The 16,128-nt window shown below is 52.3% G+C and carries 14 protein-coding genes; 10 read left to right on the forward strand and 4 right to left on the reverse strand.

The genetic code is table 11. The features are described 5' to 3' along the window. A partial coding sequence (locus tag MK110_16740; protein MCH2212952.1) for a hypothetical protein occupies nucleotides 1-302 on the reverse strand: 302 nt, incomplete at its 3' end. Nucleotides 303-866: 564 nt separating this feature from the next. Between MK110_16740 and MK110_16745 the strand changes: the two genes are divergently transcribed. The 7 genes from MK110_16745 (at nucleotide 867) to MK110_16775 (ending at nucleotide 7,933) form a co-directional block, all read left to right on the forward strand. Continuing rightward, entirely contained in the window at nucleotides 867-1,343 is a 477-nt protein-coding gene (locus MK110_16745; protein ID MCH2212953.1) for a beta-hydroxyacyl-ACP dehydratase, read from the forward strand. A gap of 98 nt (nucleotides 1,344-1,441) precedes the next feature. After that, on the forward strand, nucleotides 1,442-2,194 hold the full coding sequence (fabG, locus tag MK110_16750; GenBank protein MCH2212954.1) for a 3-oxoacyl-[acyl-carrier-protein] reductase: 753 nt from the start codon (nucleotides 1,442-1,444) through the stop codon (nucleotides 2,192-2,194). A 291-nt stretch (nucleotides 2,195-2,485) separates the two neighbouring features. Further along, nucleotides 2,486-2,872, forward strand: coding sequence for an acyl carrier protein (locus MK110_16755; protein MCH2212955.1), 387 nt, complete (start codon nucleotides 2,486-2,488; stop codon nucleotides 2,870-2,872). 18 nt (nucleotides 2,873-2,890) lie between these two features. Next, a complete protein-coding gene (locus MK110_16760) occupies nucleotides 2,891-3,376 on the forward strand; it encodes a beta-hydroxyacyl-ACP dehydratase (GenBank protein ID MCH2212956.1) in 486 nt (161 codons plus the stop codon). Nucleotides 3,377-3,404: 28 nt separating this feature from the next. Continuing rightward, a complete protein-coding gene (gene fabF, locus MK110_16765) occupies nucleotides 3,405-4,691 on the forward strand; it encodes a beta-ketoacyl-ACP synthase II (GenBank protein ID MCH2212957.1) in 1,287 nt (428 codons plus the stop codon). A gap of 139 nt (nucleotides 4,692-4,830) precedes the next feature. Next, entirely contained in the window at nucleotides 4,831-5,829 is a 999-nt protein-coding gene (locus tag MK110_16770) for a lysophospholipase (protein ID MCH2212958.1), read from the forward strand. A 736-nt stretch (nucleotides 5,830-6,565) separates the two neighbouring features. Then, nucleotides 6,566-7,933, forward strand: a complete 1,368-nt coding sequence (locus tag MK110_16775) for a DUF3748 domain-containing protein (GenBank protein MCH2212959.1) — start codon at nucleotides 6,566-6,568, stop codon at nucleotides 7,931-7,933. A gap of 718 nt (nucleotides 7,934-8,651) precedes the next feature. On the opposite strand, the gene MK110_16780 is transcribed toward MK110_16775, so the two are convergent. Then, nucleotides 8,652-8,963 (reverse strand): RNA-binding protein, encoded by a 312-nt coding sequence (locus MK110_16780; GenBank protein ID MCH2212960.1) that lies wholly within the window; start codon nucleotides 8,961-8,963, stop codon nucleotides 8,652-8,654. 703 nt (nucleotides 8,964-9,666) lie between these two features. Here MK110_16780 and MK110_16785 point away from each other — a divergent pair. After that, entirely contained in the window at nucleotides 9,667-10,974 is a 1,308-nt protein-coding gene (locus tag MK110_16785; GenBank protein MCH2212961.1) for a Gfo/Idh/MocA family oxidoreductase, read from the forward strand. A gap of 206 nt (nucleotides 10,975-11,180) precedes the next feature. Here the strand turns inward: MK110_16785 and MK110_16790 are convergent, their stop codons facing one another. Together MK110_16790 and MK110_16795 are read right to left on the reverse strand one after the other, a co-directional pair. Continuing rightward, the gene (locus MK110_16790; protein ID MCH2212962.1) at nucleotides 11,181-12,278 is read right to left on the reverse strand and encodes a DUF1559 domain-containing protein; all 1,098 of its coding nucleotides are present in this window, start codon (nucleotides 12,276-12,278) and stop codon (nucleotides 11,181-11,183) included. A 216-nt stretch (nucleotides 12,279-12,494) separates the two neighbouring features. Next, nucleotides 12,495-13,493: an NAD-binding protein gene (locus MK110_16795; protein ID MCH2212963.1), complete on the reverse strand. Its 999-nt coding sequence runs from the start codon at nucleotides 13,491-13,493 to the stop codon at nucleotides 12,495-12,497. Nucleotides 13,494-13,686: 193 nt separating this feature from the next. Here MK110_16795 and MK110_16800 point away from each other — a divergent pair, with 193 nt between their 5' ends. Together MK110_16800 and MK110_16805 are read left to right on the forward strand one after the other, a co-directional pair. Then, a complete protein-coding gene (locus tag MK110_16800; GenBank protein ID MCH2212964.1) occupies nucleotides 13,687-14,784 on the forward strand; it encodes a ThuA domain-containing protein in 1,098 nt (365 codons plus the stop codon). Nucleotides 14,785-14,825: 41 nt separating this feature from the next. After that, nucleotides 14,826-16,118, forward strand: a complete 1,293-nt coding sequence (locus MK110_16805) for a YkgJ family cysteine cluster protein (GenBank protein ID MCH2212965.1) — start codon at nucleotides 14,826-14,828, stop codon at nucleotides 16,116-16,118. Nucleotides 16,119-16,128 lie beyond the last annotated feature (10 nt).

The raw sequence follows: 16,128 nt of genomic DNA on the forward strand, positions 1-16,128 counted from the left end.
CGTGTTCCCGAACGCTCTTCTGTGTGAGGAACCATCACGGTCACAGTTCGCAATTCTGTAACCATCTCCGGAACCATGATTGTCTTTTCAACGGCTTCCCATGTTCCGCAATCAGAGCTGCAGGAAGACCCGCAACTGCTCACACTGTCGCAACCCGCACCACCATCGCCGAGACCGCATGGGCTACAGCACGAGGTACAGGGGGCTGCACAGCACGAACTTGCTTTGCCGCCGCCAAAGCAGCCTGCCTGTACAGATGCAGCCATCATGACGGCCACTGCGAATGACAAGACATTCCGCATGTCTCTACAACTCCTAATTTGAATCGCAATGATTCACAAGAAAAACGGATGAGCTTCCAGAGAACGCCTCCGAAACCACATACCGCCAGCTTTCAACCCCCTGCCGGACAGCCCCCCTAACCTCTTACGATGCCCAGATGTCCTCCGGCTGCTCAGCAACCATCGAATCACCATCGGCCTACCCAAATATAACACGGGGCGTTTACGACGAGCAACAAAAATGAACAATACGTTACGTTTAGGAGACATGCGTGGCATGCATCCATTTTGGACACATAACAGATATTTATAAAATATACTGCTTTTCACCAATAAAGTGCTTTAGGAACGCATAGTTGTGCTTTTGTCGACAAATTGCTGAGATCCGTGAGTATTTTCAAAAGAATTAATGACGCACGTGGTCATTCACCAACAGATCTCACAAAGTCGCTCTCGCGATCAGGATTGGCTTCGAGTTCCGGTTTCTGGCCGTTGTCCGCAATCATGTCCGCAGATATAGTCTTCCTCTGACCTGCCGTGAGTCACGGTGGCGGAAAATTCGTACCTGAGAAGCAGTCGCATTCCATGAAATTCTGTCTCGTCGACCGGATCATCGAAATTATTCCGGGCCAATCGATCGCGACGCTTAAGAACGTTTCGCTGGCCGAGGAGTACTTGGAGGACCACTTTCCGGGATTTTCCGTGTTTCCCGGCGTGATGATGGTTGAAGTGATGGTTCAGTCCTGCGCCTGGCTCTCACGAGCAACTGATGAGTTCAAGTACAGCGCGGTGCTCCTGCAGGAAGCAAAGGCTGTTAAATTCAACAGTTTTCTGAAACCCGGACGAACCCTGAATGTCACAGCGACGCTTAGGAAAAACGATGATCATCAGGTGTCGTTTACAGCATCCGGAACGGTGGATGGAGAATCGGCCGTCAGCGCACGTCTCGTCCTGTCAAAACAGAATCTGTCTGACCAGCGTCCGGATATGGCTGCAAACGATCAACGACTAATCGCGGCAATGAAAGATCAGTATGCTCAAATGATGCCAGATGCGAGTTGATTGGAAACATCGCAGAATCAAGGGAAAACCGAGAGCCAAACAGTTCATCCCTCGTCTGGCTCAGCTAAACCAATACAAATACAAACGGAATGAAGCGAATGAGTCTTGAAGGACGCGTAGCAATTGTCACTGGCGGAAGTCGAGGCATTGGCCGGGCCGTGGTGGAAAGCCTTGCAGCAGACGGAGCCCGGGTTGCTTTTGTTTACAACTCAAATTCCTCCGCTGCTGACGAAGTCGTAAATGCAGTAAAGGCGGCAGGCGGAGAATGCGTCGCGATTCAGGCCGATGTCCGTTCCCGGGAGTCAGCAGACAGGATTGTCACTGATGTTGTTGAAATGTGGGACAGTGTGGACATCCTCGTCAACAATGCCGGCATCATCCGTGACGGCCTGCTGGCGATGATGAATGAATCGGACTGGCAGGACGTCATCACTACAAATCTAAACAGCGTTTTCAACTTTTGTAAGGCCGTTACGCGCCAGATGATGTCTCAGCGTTATGGCCGAATTATTAATATGTCAAGTGTTGCGGCCAGCGTCGCGAATCCCGGTCAGGCTAACTACGCTGCGAGTAAGGGAGGAGTCGAAGGCTTCACTCGCTGTATCGCTGCAGAACTTTCCCGCCGAGGAATCACGGCAAACGCCGTTGCTCCAGGATTCATTGAAACAGATATGACCAAGGAGGTTGTGAGCGCAGCCGGAAAGGAGATCAAAAAGAAAATTCCGGCCAGGCGGCTTGGGACTCCCAGCGATATTGCCAACGCAGTACGCTTTCTGGCACAGCAGGAGTCGTCATATATTACCGGACAGGTTCTGACTGTTGACGGCGGGCTGACTCTGGGTGGGCTGTAACTGCCAGTTTCGCCGAAACGGCCATTCGACATCAGTCGCAATAAAAAACACGTGTATTTACAATTGCCGTACGGTGCCTCAGGATCGATAGTGGCAAAGACAGGAGTTGTACGCTGTCTGCTCTTTCCTCTAATTTTGAAATTGGTAGTTTCAGGAAATTAGCTGTCTGAAACCGGAATTATCAGTTGTGGTGAAGCAAACCACACACCTTGTGCGTTCACAGTGTTTGTGAAGACATCAGTTCAGTACAGTGTCTGAAAACGTAATGTGCGAATCAGGAGAAACATCAACATGCCGTCGAGTGAAGAAGTTTTCGACAAGGTTCGGGAGACCCTCATCGATGCCCTTGGGCTGGATGACGACGAAGTGACGCGGGAAGCCACGCTGATTGAAGATCTGGGGGCTGAATCGATCGACTTTCTGGATATCGTGTTTCGTCTGGAGAAAGAATTCGATATCAAGATTCCTCGTGGTGAACTGTTTCCCGAAAATCTGGCAGCTGCAGATTCCGGCTTCGTTGAAGATGACAGGATCACCGAGCAGGGCCTGGTTCAGCTTCGCGAGAAAATGCCTTACGCGGACATCGAAAGATTTGCCCAGGACCCGCAGGTCAGCGCAATTCCGAATCTGTTCACCGTCAATATGATTTGTAAATACATCGACGCCAGACTGGGTTAGGAGCAAACGGAGTCAGAAATGCGATGGTACTGGATAGACAGATTTGTCGAATTCGAATCCGGCCGCCATGCGACAGCCGTGAAGAATGTATCACTCGCGGAAGAACACCTGCACGATCACTATCCGGGGTTCCCTGTGATGCCCGGAACGCTCATTATCGAAGGAATGGCTCAGACTGGTGGAATTCTTCTGGGCGAAGTTAACAATTTTGCACACAACGTCATCCTCGCCAAAGTTCCCAAAATCCGGTTTCACAGCTGGGCGTTACCTGGCGACCAGCTTCTCTATGCGGCAACACTCCAGGACATTCGCGAAGAAGGTGGCTCAGTGAGCGTCAGAGCAACGGTGGCCGATCGCTTGGTTGCGGATGGTGAAATCATGTTCGTACATCTCAGCTCTGACGATCCTCAGTTGAGTCGAATTGATCAAAAGAACTTCGTCTTCCGCATGAACCTGATGGATATCATGGACGTCGGTAAAACCGGCACAGGGTGTTCAGAATGACCTGGGGTGGCAATGAAGGAAGAAGAGAATGAAACGTCGTGTTGTGGTGACAGGAATCGGGTGTATCAGCCCGCTGGGGAACACGGTCGAATCAATGTGGGAGAAACTCCAGGAAGGCGTTTCCGGGGTGGACCATATCACCTGTTTCGACGCTGCCGGATTCCCGACACAGTTTGCAGCTGAAGTCAAAGATTACCGTCTTGCGGATTACATCGATGACACCGAACGTTTTGCTGACGCCGGTCGAAATATTCGTTTTGCAATTGGGGCGGCCACACAGGCGATCACGGATTCCGGCCTGACTGAAGATGCCCGTTTTGATCCTGCGAAATTTGGTGTTTATCTGGGCGCTGGTGAAGGACAGCAGGATTTTATGCAATTCATGGAACTGGTGGCGGACAGCCAGGATAATGGCATCGTCAACCAGGAAAAATTCACGCATGACTTCCTTGACCGCATGAATCCACAGTTCGAAATCGAACTGGAACCGAATATGGCGGCCGCCCATCTGGCCAGTCTGTTCAATGCTCAGGGGCCAAATCTAAATTGCCTCACCGCCTGCGCAGCCTCGAGCCAGGCCATAGGAGAAGCGACCGAAATCATTCGTCGCGGCGACGCAGACGCAATGCTGTCCGGCGGCGCCCACAGTATGATTCATCCATTCGGTCTCACTGGTTTTAATCTGCTTACGGCTCTTTCGGAACGCAACGACAGTCCGTCAACGGCATCACGTCCTTTCGACCTCACACGAGACGGATTCGTACTTGGTGAAGGTGCGGGCATGGTGGTTCTTGAAGAACTGAAGCATGCAAAGGCCCGCGGAGCCGAAATTTACGGAGAAATTCGTGGTTATGGATCATCAGCCGATGCATTTCGGATAACCGATATCCATCCGGAAGGTCGAGGAGCAATCAACTGTATTCGAATGGCACTTGATGATGCAGAAATCACCCCGGAAGAGATCGGCTATGTGAATGCTCATGGTACCAGTACAAAGGTCAATGACCGCGTCGAAACCATGGCCATCAAAGGTGGTTTAGGTAATCACGCTCAACACGTGCCGATTTCCAGCATCAAAAGTATGATGGGACACCTGATCGCTGCCGCCGGCAGTGTCGAAGCGATCACATGTCTCATGGCCATTCGGGACGGTGTGCTTCCGCCAACCATCAACTATGGAACCCCCGATCCTGATTGCGATCTGGACTATATTCCCAACGAAGCTCGTGAGGTCCCCCTGAAAGCGGCACTGTCAAATAGTTTCGGTTTTGGCGGTCAGAATGTCTCTTTGATCGTATCTGCCTATGCGGCATAGTGAATTCCATTGACCAATACGGATCTGTGCTGCAGGATGGAAGGAATTCACTGTGATTTACGAATTGAACACCGTTACAAAGCCCGCGATCGTTGGCTGAATCCAACCGATTGTGTGCTGATTCGCCGGAGTTGTCGTCGTGACGATCCCCCTCTATTTCGGCGGCCTTGTTTGTATTGTCGTGCTGGCCGAACTGATATTTCGTCAATTTGCGGCGAAACGCATCAGGCATGTCTTTGAAAACGTCCCGCCCTTTGGCGTAGTACCTGCTGAATTCTCCCCTGGTGCCCGGCAGCTTTCCTTCCGGTCGACCGATGGACTGAGACTGTCCGGCAGTCTGCATTCGCCAGTGTCGGGAGAGCCCCCGCGAGGTCTGGTGATATTCTGCCCGGAGCTCAGTGGTAACCACTGGATGGCGACTCACTATTGTCACAGTTTGCTAAACAATGGCTTTGCTGTCCTGAGCTTTGATTTTCGCAACCAGGGACAGAGCGATTCACAGGACGGCTACGTTCCAATCCACTGGGTGACCGAGTATGAAATGCAGGACATCGCCGGGGCACTGGAATTCATTGAGACGGACGAGGTCCTGAGTACATTGCCCCTGGCTGCTTTTGGTGTGAGCCGCGGGGGTGCCGCTGCCCTTGCCGCCGCCTGCCGCTACCCTCGGATTCGTGCTGTTCTGGCAGATAGTGCATTTGGCACAATGGGAATGACACAACATTATGTGAAACGTTTCGGCCGTCTGATTATCCCTGGCTGGATCTTCAAAATTCTTCCTGACTGGCATATCGAAATCACGCTAAAACAGGCCATGCGGTACAGCGAAACTGCTCGAAACTGCCGTTATGTTCATCTGGAGCGTGAGACCATTCATCGGGACGACACATCCGTAAAACTGATCTCAGGAATGCGTGATTCCTATGTGACCCCCACTGTGGCCGGTGCTCTGGCAGACCTGTTCGGTGGAGAACAGGTTCTTTGGATGGTGGAACGGGCCAAACACAATATGGCCAGAGCCGTCGCTAAAGAGGAATACGACCGGTGTGTCGCAGAACACTTTGAACCACTTGCGTTGAACTCCTCCACCGAATCACTCAGCCCCGTCCAACACCGAACAATTACCACAGGTTCCTAGTGTGTATGTGCGGCCGCCGCACAACATGCCACCAGGCGATCGACCCGTCAGGAAACCCTGCTCAGACTGAAAGTCAGCAGCAACGAGATTTTAGTCCGGCATTGTTGGCAGCAGCCAAACGCTGCCGGACTGAAGACAGTTACTCGTAATGTAATATTTGTCACTGCAGTCTCTGTTCGTCAGTCGAAACGCAACATGAATCCCACCGGTAAACAGACGTTTTTTGAACGGAATACCGAAAACTCTCTCTCTGAAACATCTGAGTAATCAATGTATTTTCCGAGAGTTCCGGATCAATTTTTTTTCGGAGCCGGATCCGAAATTTGATCCCGTCCGGTTTCAAAAACAATCCGAAACGATCTGCGTGAAGAGACGATTGACTGAATCCGACAAGCCCGAACGAATGGTGAAAGAGAATCCGTCAACAGAAAACGCTGATACAAATTTACCGAAACACATACTGTGCGGGCACGCACCATACCACTGCAGCAACACAATACGGGCATACGGTTCGGCAGAAATGAACCACGGGCTGCGAGCGCTCAGTTCTGCTGACGAGATCAATCCAAACGGTAGCCAGGGTCGATTCAATCAAAGAAACTGCAACGGGAAACCAACACGATAAAAATGGATTCAGCCCGGGGGACGGCACCGCCCCTCCGTTCCATCCGCGTCGACGGCACAGGGACAACTAAGGTGCCTATTTCAATTCCGTCAGCTGCGATCGAGTATCGATATGACAACATTCCTGTTCATGATTCTTTCGGCAGTCATACTGACCGACTGCCCTGAGCCTGATGATCGTCCGCACGAAGTGCAGCTGACTTTCGATGCTTATAACCACCGACTCGACAACAACGACAATTTCTCACCTGACGACCGCTGGCTGGTTTATGACACTCGCCCCAACGATGGCGGTATTCGAATGGGACAGCGCATTGAAAAAGTGCATGTGCCGTCAGGAAAAATTGCCACGATCTACAGAGCCCCAAATCCCACGATAACGGGACCAGGGATTGCAGCCGCAAGTTACCATCCAAAAAAACACCGGGTCGTATTCATCCACGGACTTACAAATCATTCCGAATCGCATCCCTATGACTGGTGGAGGCGATTCGGAATGATGATTGATGAAACCGGACCCCAAAAACCCATTGTCGTGGACGCCAGAGACGTCGTACCACCGTTCACTCCCGGTGCATTACGAGGTGGAACACACCGGCATGAGTTCAGTGGGGACGGAAAGTGGATCGGATTCACGTACAATGACGCCCTGATGGCCACCAATGGCAAACAATACAGCCTGCGAACGATTGGCGTCACCAAACTTGACCGTCCGACCCGAATCATCGGAACAGGAGATCGAGCCAATTTTTCCGGCAACGGAACTTCGGCACTGGTTGTTCGAGTGACCTCGAATCCGTCCCCCGGTTCCGACGAAATCAATCGAGCTTCGTTCGACAGCTGGATCGGAACTCAGGGATATACGACCGCCGATGGACGCAAACAGCTGGCCCGGGCTTTCCTTGGTAACGTCATCAGTCTCTCCCGCAAAGAAGTTTCAGAACTGTTTGTGGTCGACATTCCTTCAGATCTGACAGTGCCGGGAGACTATGGGCCGCTGGAAGGCACAACTATCACCATGCCAATGCCCCCTGCTGGCGCGGCCCAGCGTCGTCTGACATACACCACGGACCGTCGGTTCCCAGGCTTCAGCGGTAATGTTCGTTCGAACGCCGATGGATCGATGCTGGCCTGCCGCGCAAGGGACGAACGCGGTATTGATCAGGTCATTCTGGCTTCACCGGTGGATGGCCGCAGACATCAACTGACGTCGTTCGAGTCTAACGTACAGTCCGATATTCGATGGCATCCGAACGGCACTCATGTGTGCTTTGTCCAGAACAACACAATCGTGCTGTTGAATGTTGAAAACTCGGCGTTTCGCAGGGTAACGTCGCAATCACTCGCCAGCCCGTTTGCACTGGTCTGGAGTCGTAACGGAAACGCAATCGCTTTTAATCGAATCCTGCCGGACAACAGATCTGGAGCCTTATACGCACAGATCTTCATCGTTCACATCACTGCAGATCAGTTACCGTAACCTGCGTTACTTCACCAAGAGCCGACACATCCAGCCCTTTTTGCAGCCCAACAGCATCCTGTCATCAGTCAAGTTCTGCGATCAAAGCAAGACTGTGGCAACGTCATGCCAAAACGCATTGCTGCACAAAAACTTGGGGAAGGTCGTCCGATTTAAGTCATCACACAACGTGTGATGGAGATCAATCCAGGAGTTTTACGGGGCTGCAGCTGCGCACATCACAACGGACACGTGGCAAAAAGAAACGCAGCTGGCAAACTGATTCGAGGGGAACAGACCCGATATATTTTACGGCACGTGCTGATTGCCAGTGTCCCGTCCGGTCTGTGTTCAGCTGTTAACCACAAACCTGTCAGGCGGCAGCACAATACAGTCAACGCACCGGCAGACCACACGCAAACTTAAACTGCTTCAATAATGCAGTAAGATGGTCAACCGACATGAAACAGTTGCACCGAAATTCACGTAACGAGGGTCAATGATCCGAAACAGCTTTCAATTCGGTGGTCTCCTCCCGCACATGAAGGCCACCGAATCGCTCTGCCTAAACCCTTTGAGATGAGGCATTACGGAGGGCATATCCAGCAACGCTCAGCGCAACGCATGCGCACCTAATATCAGCCGCGACTCCGGCGACGTAAAATCACGCCGGAGTCAGCGCACTGGCCGGGCTTAGTTTCTGCTGATTTGATTACACAGAAAGAGGCGATCAATCCGCTTAGTAGCGGTCGCGTCCTCCTCCGCCGCCGTAACCACCTCGTCCTCCGCCACCACCGCCCCGTCGATCTTCACGAGGACGAGCTTCGTTCACAACAATCTGACGACCATCCAGATCCGAACCGTTCAAAGCATCAATCGCTTCGTCTCCGCCGGAGTCCATTTCCACGAAACCAAACCCTTTGGATCGTCCGGTTTCCCGATCACTAATAACCTTGGCTGACGTAACAACGCCAAACTGAGCAAATGCCTGCTCAAGTCCTTCAGACGTCGTGGCCCACGCGAGGCTTCCAACAAAAATGTTCTTACTCATTCCCAAACCCTTGAGCTACACAGCTACAAAAACAACCGTGTTACTGCCACACAGCAACAATTGAAACCAGGAATTTGAAACGCTGCCTTCGTTTGAAGAACAACGTCGTGTGGCCTGCTTTTCACCAACTCCGGAGTCATCAAAACTTAGCTGTCCGAAGCAGGTTTACGACACCAATTGACTCTAAAACACCTCAATTGAAGTCAATATCAAATTCACATTTTGGTGACGCTACCCATACGAGCCTGGAATAGCAACACCAGCTAGCAATCTACTGCAAAATCAAAGGCAGATTGAATAAACCGTGAAACGGGCCTTTCCACTGTGTTCCGTGAGCTCAGTGCAATAACACCCTGTTTGAAATGGTTTGAGAAGCGATTCAGCGTATCAAACAGCGACCCGTTTATGGAGAATCTCAGATGTCTGCCGAAAAACAGACAGACCAGTCTCCCATCAGTTGAACATCAAGGGACATGAGCACCAAAACAGCGTTCCAGTAGCGTTTTAACTATAAATTCCAATGTATTGCAGGGTTCGTTGACGGGGCAATGGTCCGCGGAACCTGCCACAGAAAATTGTCTGCCACGCATGATTTCGATCCGTGGCGGGTGGACAGAGCGATGGTCTATGATCCTCTGTCGAAAACTCACTACACAGCGTGACGGTGACAAGGCCGTGAGCCGCAAGACGATGGATGAACGGAATGAGCAACTCACCACGATCCCTTAACGTCGCTATCATCGGTGGCGGCATGTTCTTTGATGAAATCATTGGACAGAGTTTCACGGATTTTATGCGGGGCGGCATTTCAGGAGCTCTGACAAGTATCGGCATGAGTCACCTGGCCGCCGATGTTGCTGATGTACAGATCCGGGTATCGGCAGTCGGCACCAGGAGCAAAGAAACCGGTACAGCCGACCGGATCGTTAAACGTTTTGCTGAAGAATTCCCGGAAACTCGAATCGACGCCTGCTACGGTAACTCCGTCTGGAAAGAAATTCTTGATTCACATCGACCGGACGTCCTGTTCGTCGCGACTCCTGACCACGTTCATACCCAACCTATTCTTGATGCGCTCCAGGCCGGATGTGACGTGATTACCGAAAAGCCACTTTGCCTGACGCTGGCAGAGACGGACCAAATCATCACACAAGCAAAACAGGCTCAACGAATTGTAGCCGTTGACATGCACAAACGATTCGATCCGTTTGTTCGCGAAATGATGGCTAATGCCCGCCACAAGTATGGAACAATTAACCGTGTGCGTGCCGTTTTGGAAGAACCTCTGGAAGTTAGTACCGAGATCTTTGCCTGGGCCGAAAACAGCAACCCGTTCGCCTATGTGGGCTGCCACTGGCTGGACGTGGTACATCATTATCTGAAGGTGAAACCCCAAACCGTCTTCGCAACCGGTCAGAAACAGCTTCTGCAGGGCTGGGATGAACATCACCTTGAGGTTGCTCGTCGACGTGGAACAGACCCGTCAGGGTTCAGACGTCGGCATAAAATCCACACGTGGGACAGCGTGGATGTGGCCGTAACATACGATGACGGAATGCGTGGCGACTATAATAACAACTGGATCAACCCTGCAGAGTTCGAAGGAGCGGTGAATCAGGAGATCGAGCTGTATGGAATTTACGGTCGAGGCATCGTCGATCAGCAGGATCGAGGTTATCGTGAAGCCGTCATTGGAGACGGGTCCAGGACTCGCAATCCGTCATTCGGAGGTCGCATGCACCACACAGGAGCACACCCGGAACTTTTCGGATATGGCAAGGCCTCAATTGCCTCCGGGTTGCTGGCCATTATTCGAAGAAGACTGCTCGGAGAATCTCCTGAATCACTGGTTGAAACCTATCCCACAGCCGCCAGTCAGCGTGACGTGGTGCAGGTGATCGAAGCTGCCACCGTTGTCGCCGAAAAAAATGAGCAGCACTTTCTGGACGGACGTGGAACTCCGGCAACTGCGATCCTCAGTGATTCCGGAATCCAGTATATTGAACCATGACCAGAAACGTGCCCGCAATCTGGACACCACTCACCACTCACCACTGAGGCACAGTCGACAATGTCAGACGGGCATTCGTCGGCAGGGACGGCAAACATAAGCAGACTGAGCACCATCACACCAGGAACCGGTCGACGTCCCAAATCCTTCCGATGCACGACAGATTCTGCCCGAGAAAAATAAACGTCCGGCTGACATCTGTCAGATCAGAACGTAACAACTTCCCCCCCTGCCATTGTCGACAGAGCACGATAAGTTGCCGAATCAACATACTCGTTGAGGAACTGAACCGACCCGTCACCAAGCAGAAACAAACCGCCGGCGTCATGTGCGCTGCGGAAGTTGCTGACGGTGTCAGAGCCGCCGTTCAGGCTGCTGCGACAATCAACGAGACCTGCGAGGTCTGCCCCCCCGCCACCGGACGAAACTGAAATGTCAGTATAAGTTGCGGTGACCGGGTTCTTATTCAGCCGTTCCACAGTTGAAGCGAGCAAACCTGAGGAGAAATTGTTGTTTGAGCGATCGTCTCTGTTGGCGGGCTCCCCAATCATCCAGGAGACGTTTGCTTCTGTAAGGTTGGCTGTAGCGGGATCTGTGCATCCAAGTCCGGCGCAAAGCAGATGCAGAGGGCCTCCGGCCGCTTCTCCCATTGCAAATGTATTTGAAGTACCGTCGGCAACATCACGAATTCGAGTTGACTGATTGACATTGAACATGCCCCTTGCGCCGGACGGGATATCTCCATACGTAGGTGAGGCGTTCGTACCACCACCGTAAAGCTGCGCCAGCACAGACTGCAGGTTGCCTTCAACGCAGGTCGCATCGTTGACTCCTTTGGAAAACACGTAGTGTGTCAGCCCCACAAAACGCCCCCTCACATTCCCGGGATTCGATACCGGTACGGTTGGACAGATAAACAGCGGCAGGATCTGCTTTTCAATATCCGGGTTTTGATTCTGCCACGGTGATTCGAATACGTACTGCTCATACAGATTTCTCTGTTCGATGAACGGCAGGATTGACGTCAGCGGACTTGCCATCGTGCGCGGAGCAACCTGGGCGCCTGAACTGACCCCCATGATCCCTCCCAGAGGAAACATCAAATAAACGTCATGGTAGTTGTGCAGTGCGAGCCCCAGGTTGTGCAAATTATTTCGACACTGGGTACGTCGCGCAGCTTCACGAGCCTGCTGCACCGCCGGCAGCAGTAAGGACATCAGAATGGCGATAATTGCAATCACCACCAGCAACTCAATCAGCGTGAATCCTCGTGTTCGACATCGGTGGATCGGTTTTTCTCCCATGGGGAATTCCTTTACACAGAGTGTGAAGTCAGAACTGCCGTTGCGGGCTGAGATTCGGGAAGGATCCGCACGTCTCCTTCAGACTAACAGAGCGTTTAACCATTGTTTCTTTTCGTAAACGATTCGGCAAGACCACAGTCCGTAACATACGGTTTGAAACAACGACAAATGACAACATTTCCTTCGTACGACCGGAATGATCCGGAGGTCAGAACATCAGCAGTCGCGTTCCCCGTCCAGCAACATCGGAAAAGCCAGCATCTTTTCCGATGTCCCAAAGGCAAACAGGCTGTCACCAGCTTCAATGGTCAGATCTGCCGCAGGCGGAAAATGTGTTTCACCCGAGGGTTTGCAGACTCCGAGCAGGATAATTCCTGCCTGTCTCAAAGGAGTCTCATTCAGTTGACAGTTGACCAGAGGTGACTCGTCCGGCACCTGAACATCAGCAATTTCCCATTCGACGCCATGCGATTCGGCAACTTCAATGAAATTCTCTATGCTTGGCGACAACATCAGCCTCGCCATCCGGATTGCACCGGTTGACAGCGGATTGATGACACGCGTTGCACCGGCTCTCTGCATCTTTTCTGCTGCACGTTCGCCACTGCCGCGTGCCACGATTTGCAGTTCCTTTGCCAGCAGGCGGGCCGACAGCACCACATAAAGATTGTCAGCATCCGTGGGCAGTACGGTCGTCAGTCCGCGGGCACGTGTGACTCCGGCATCAATAAGGATCTGATCCTGTGTCGCATCCCCGTGCATGAACAGCCAGCCGTCCGCCTTCATTTCGTCGGTCATCAGGTCCGGATTCTCGTCCACAATGACGAAGGACTGATTTCGACGGTGAAGATACTCACAAAGCGTCGCTCCCATTCGACCGTAGCCGCAAATGATGAAGTGGTCGGACAATTGATCCATAACCTTTTGCATGCGTTGCCGCTCCAAAAACCTGCGGAGATCACCACTGACAACTGTCTGGCCAAACTGAAATGCGCTGTACGTGAAAACCCCCACACCACTGGTTAGGAATATCACAACGAATATCTTCGTCGCAGGCGTCAGCGGTTCAGGTTCCTGAGACCCGACGGTCGTCATCAAAATGACCACCTGGTAGAAACAATCCAGAACCGGCTGATGCGTCAGTATTCGGAGACCCAATGTCCCCGCCAGCAGCACGGTGAGCAACAACAGCGGGATTTGAATAAGACGTCTCACACAACCGCGCCCCTTGGGAGTCAGCGCCGGGCGATTCAGGTTTGACCACGATGGTAGCAAATCTCTCGGGCCAGGCGAATTAGGTTACTTGACGCAGATATGGATCCAGCGTCATGATGACGCAAAGAGCAGTACTCCTACTGTCCGATTGACAAATTTCCCTCCAACGTGAATCGATGAAATTCCCCACGTGATGATTACCAACATTCATTTGTCTCCGTATCTGCGTTCCGGAGTGGCCGCCGTCCTAACGGGATTATTGATGTTCTCTTTTACTGCCGGGGCTGCGGCCGGTGACCGACTCGAATTCAAAACTCCCAATGCCGGCGAGAAAACCAAGCATATTGTGCTGGTCGCTGGCGACGAGGAATACCGAAGTGAAGAATCAATGCCGATGCTGGCCAAAATTCTAAGCCGGCACCATGCCTACAACTGTACAGTTGTGTTTTCGTTTGGCCCGGACGGCGCAAAGTATGTGGATCCAAATAACCAACAGGGTCTAAGAGGGCTGGAAGCCCTGCAGTCTGCCGACCTGATGATCATCGGCACTCGATTCCGACAACCGTCGCCCGAGCAGACGGAGTACATCACCGACTACCTGAATGCCGGCAGACCGGTGATTGGAATTCGCACAGCAACACATGCGTTCCGCGGAGAGGGAACCTTTGGCAGCATCAGCTATGGAGAATTTGGCCGCAAAATACTGGGAGAACAATGGGTCAGTCATCACGGCAGGCATAAGAAGGAAGGGGCACGTGGAGTGATTCAGACCGAATTCGCCGGTCATGCAATTCTTAACGGCGTCCGGAATGTGTTCGCCCCCAGTGATGTGTACGGTGTCATTCATCTGACTGCCGATGATCAGATCCTGTTGCGGGGAGCCGTGACGGCATCACTGGACCCAAAGTCTGAAATTCTTTCTGATGATCCTCGGAATGATCCGATGCAACCCTTTGCCTGGCTGCACACATATACAACGCCGGACGGAACCGGACAGGGACAATCATTTTGTACAACTGCGGGTGCGTCCGTGGATCTGCTCAGCTATGACCTGAGACGTTTGATTGTCAACGCGGCGTATTATCTGACCGGCAGAGAGGTTCCTGCTGCGGCGGATGTTCGTTTTGTGGATCCGTTTTATCCCAGCTTCTACGGTTTTATCCGCGATCAGGCTTACTGGAAAAATGCAAACATGACGCCTCAGGACTACGGTCCCGGCAAATCGCCGAGGATGGCCGATCCTCCGGGTTCTCCGAAATGGCCGTTCCGGGCGATGCCCGGTAAAAACTGAACAGACATCCGTCTTCAGTTTCGTCACAGTCAGTTTTTGCCATGACATCAACAAGTCTCGCGCTTCCTGTGATTCAGAACTGGAGCTGCCACAATTGTGGTGGCTGTTGTCGTGAACATCTCATTGAAATCACAGAAGACGAAAAACGTCGTATCGAGCAACAGGGCTGGACCCGCGAAGATGGGATTCCAATGGATCGCCCGGTGATCCGAAAGATTGGCCCGGGTCGATATCAACTGGCACATAAGGACGACAATTCCTGTGTTTTTCTGAACGATCAGGGTTTATGTCTGATTCATACGAGATTTGGCGAGCGACAAAAGCCCCTGGCGTGCCAGGTTTATCCATATGCATTTCACCCAGGTGACCGTCGGATCACAACCAGCCTGAGGTTCAGTTGCCCCTCAGTCGTTCAGAACGCCGGCCGGAGCATCCAAGAACAACGGTCCGAACTTCAACGACTTTGCGGCCAGGTCACAGCGGGGCGCCAGACGGAGACCAAGCCGCCGGCTGTCCACGGGTCGGAAGTATTGTCATGGACCGACGTAACCCAATTCCTGCAAGCACTGGATACGTCCTTCCAGGATGACTCTGTCAACTTTGCTGTTCGGCTGCTGAGAACTCTTGAATGGACGAACGTTGTGGAGCAGTCAAACTTCACGACGGTCCAGGGAACGCGATTGACTGACTATCTCCAGTTGCTGCTGGACGCATCATGCCAGGCGCAACCGGACAATGACCTGCCCGTATTGCGTCCTTCCCGGATTGCACGCGTCATGTTTCGGCAGCTGACAGCTCAACTGGCTCGACACGACACGGCTCAACAGGCTCAGGGAGGTCTTGCCACTCGTTTACGACTGCTCAGCACAGTCCTGCGCTTCAGCAGTGCCGTCGGGTGTGTCCCAAATTTGCCTGAACCGACTTCAGTCGTTGCGGCATTTGGTGAGCTGCCGAAGAATCAGGCCACATTTACCGAGCTGGAATCACATTACCAAGGACGTCAGCCTGCAGTCGACCAACTGTTTGAACGTTATTTTCGGATAAAAATCCAGGGAATCCACTTCTGTGGTGTGGCTGCTTACGGAATGACAATCGTGGACGGTTTCCGTCATCTTGCGATGATGTATCCGGTAACGATGTGGCTGGCCCGATGGCGCGCGGCACGAAGAGGTAATCAGGAAATACAACTTGTTGACGCTGAAGCGGCACTGGCAACCGTCGATCACAACTTCACCTATTCTCCGGCACTGGGAACTCGTTCGGCAAAGAATCGGATACGACAACTGGCTAAGATGAATCAAATTACGGCGTTGTGTGGCTGGTACAGCCTGTAACGCAACACAT

The organism is Fuerstiella sp. (assembly GCA_022447225.1).
In the GTDB taxonomy this organism is placed as follows: domain Bacteria; phylum Planctomycetota; class Planctomycetia; order Planctomycetales; family Planctomycetaceae; genus S139-18.

Bases quoted from the DNA above. Each gene is read 5' to 3' on its own strand.
- MK110_16745 (MCH2212953.1), top strand. From the start codon at position 867: ATGAAATTCTGTCTCGTCGACCGGATCATCGAAATTATTCCGGGCCAA.
- fabG (MCH2212954.1), top strand. From the start codon at position 1,442: ATGAGTCTTGAAGGACGCGTAGCAATTGTCACTGGCGGAAGTCGAGGC.
- MK110_16755 (MCH2212955.1), top strand. From the start codon at position 2,486: ATGCCGTCGAGTGAAGAAGTTTTCGACAAGGTTCGGGAGACCCTCATC.
- MK110_16760 (MCH2212956.1), top strand. From the start codon at position 2,891: ATGCGATGGTACTGGATAGACAGATTTGTCGAATTCGAATCCGGCCGC.
- fabF (MCH2212957.1), top strand. From the start codon at position 3,405: ATGAAACGTCGTGTTGTGGTGACAGGAATCGGGTGTATCAGCCCGCTG.
- MK110_16775 (MCH2212959.1), top strand. From the start codon at position 6,566: ATGACAACATTCCTGTTCATGATTCTTTCGGCAGTCATACTGACCGAC.
- MK110_16780 (MCH2212960.1), bottom strand. From the start codon at position 8,963: ATGAGTAAGAACATTTTTGTTGGAAGCCTCGCGTGGGCCACGACGTCT.
- MK110_16785 (MCH2212961.1), top strand. From the start codon at position 9,667: ATGAGCAACTCACCACGATCCCTTAACGTCGCTATCATCGGTGGCGGC.
- MK110_16790 (MCH2212962.1), bottom strand. From the start codon at position 12,278: ATGGGAGAAAAACCGATCCACCGATGTCGAACACGAGGATTCACGCTG.
- MK110_16800 (MCH2212964.1), top strand. From the start codon at position 13,687: ATGATTACCAACATTCATTTGTCTCCGTATCTGCGTTCCGGAGTGGCC.
- MK110_16805 (MCH2212965.1), top strand. From the start codon at position 14,826: ATGACATCAACAAGTCTCGCGCTTCCTGTGATTCAGAACTGGAGCTGC.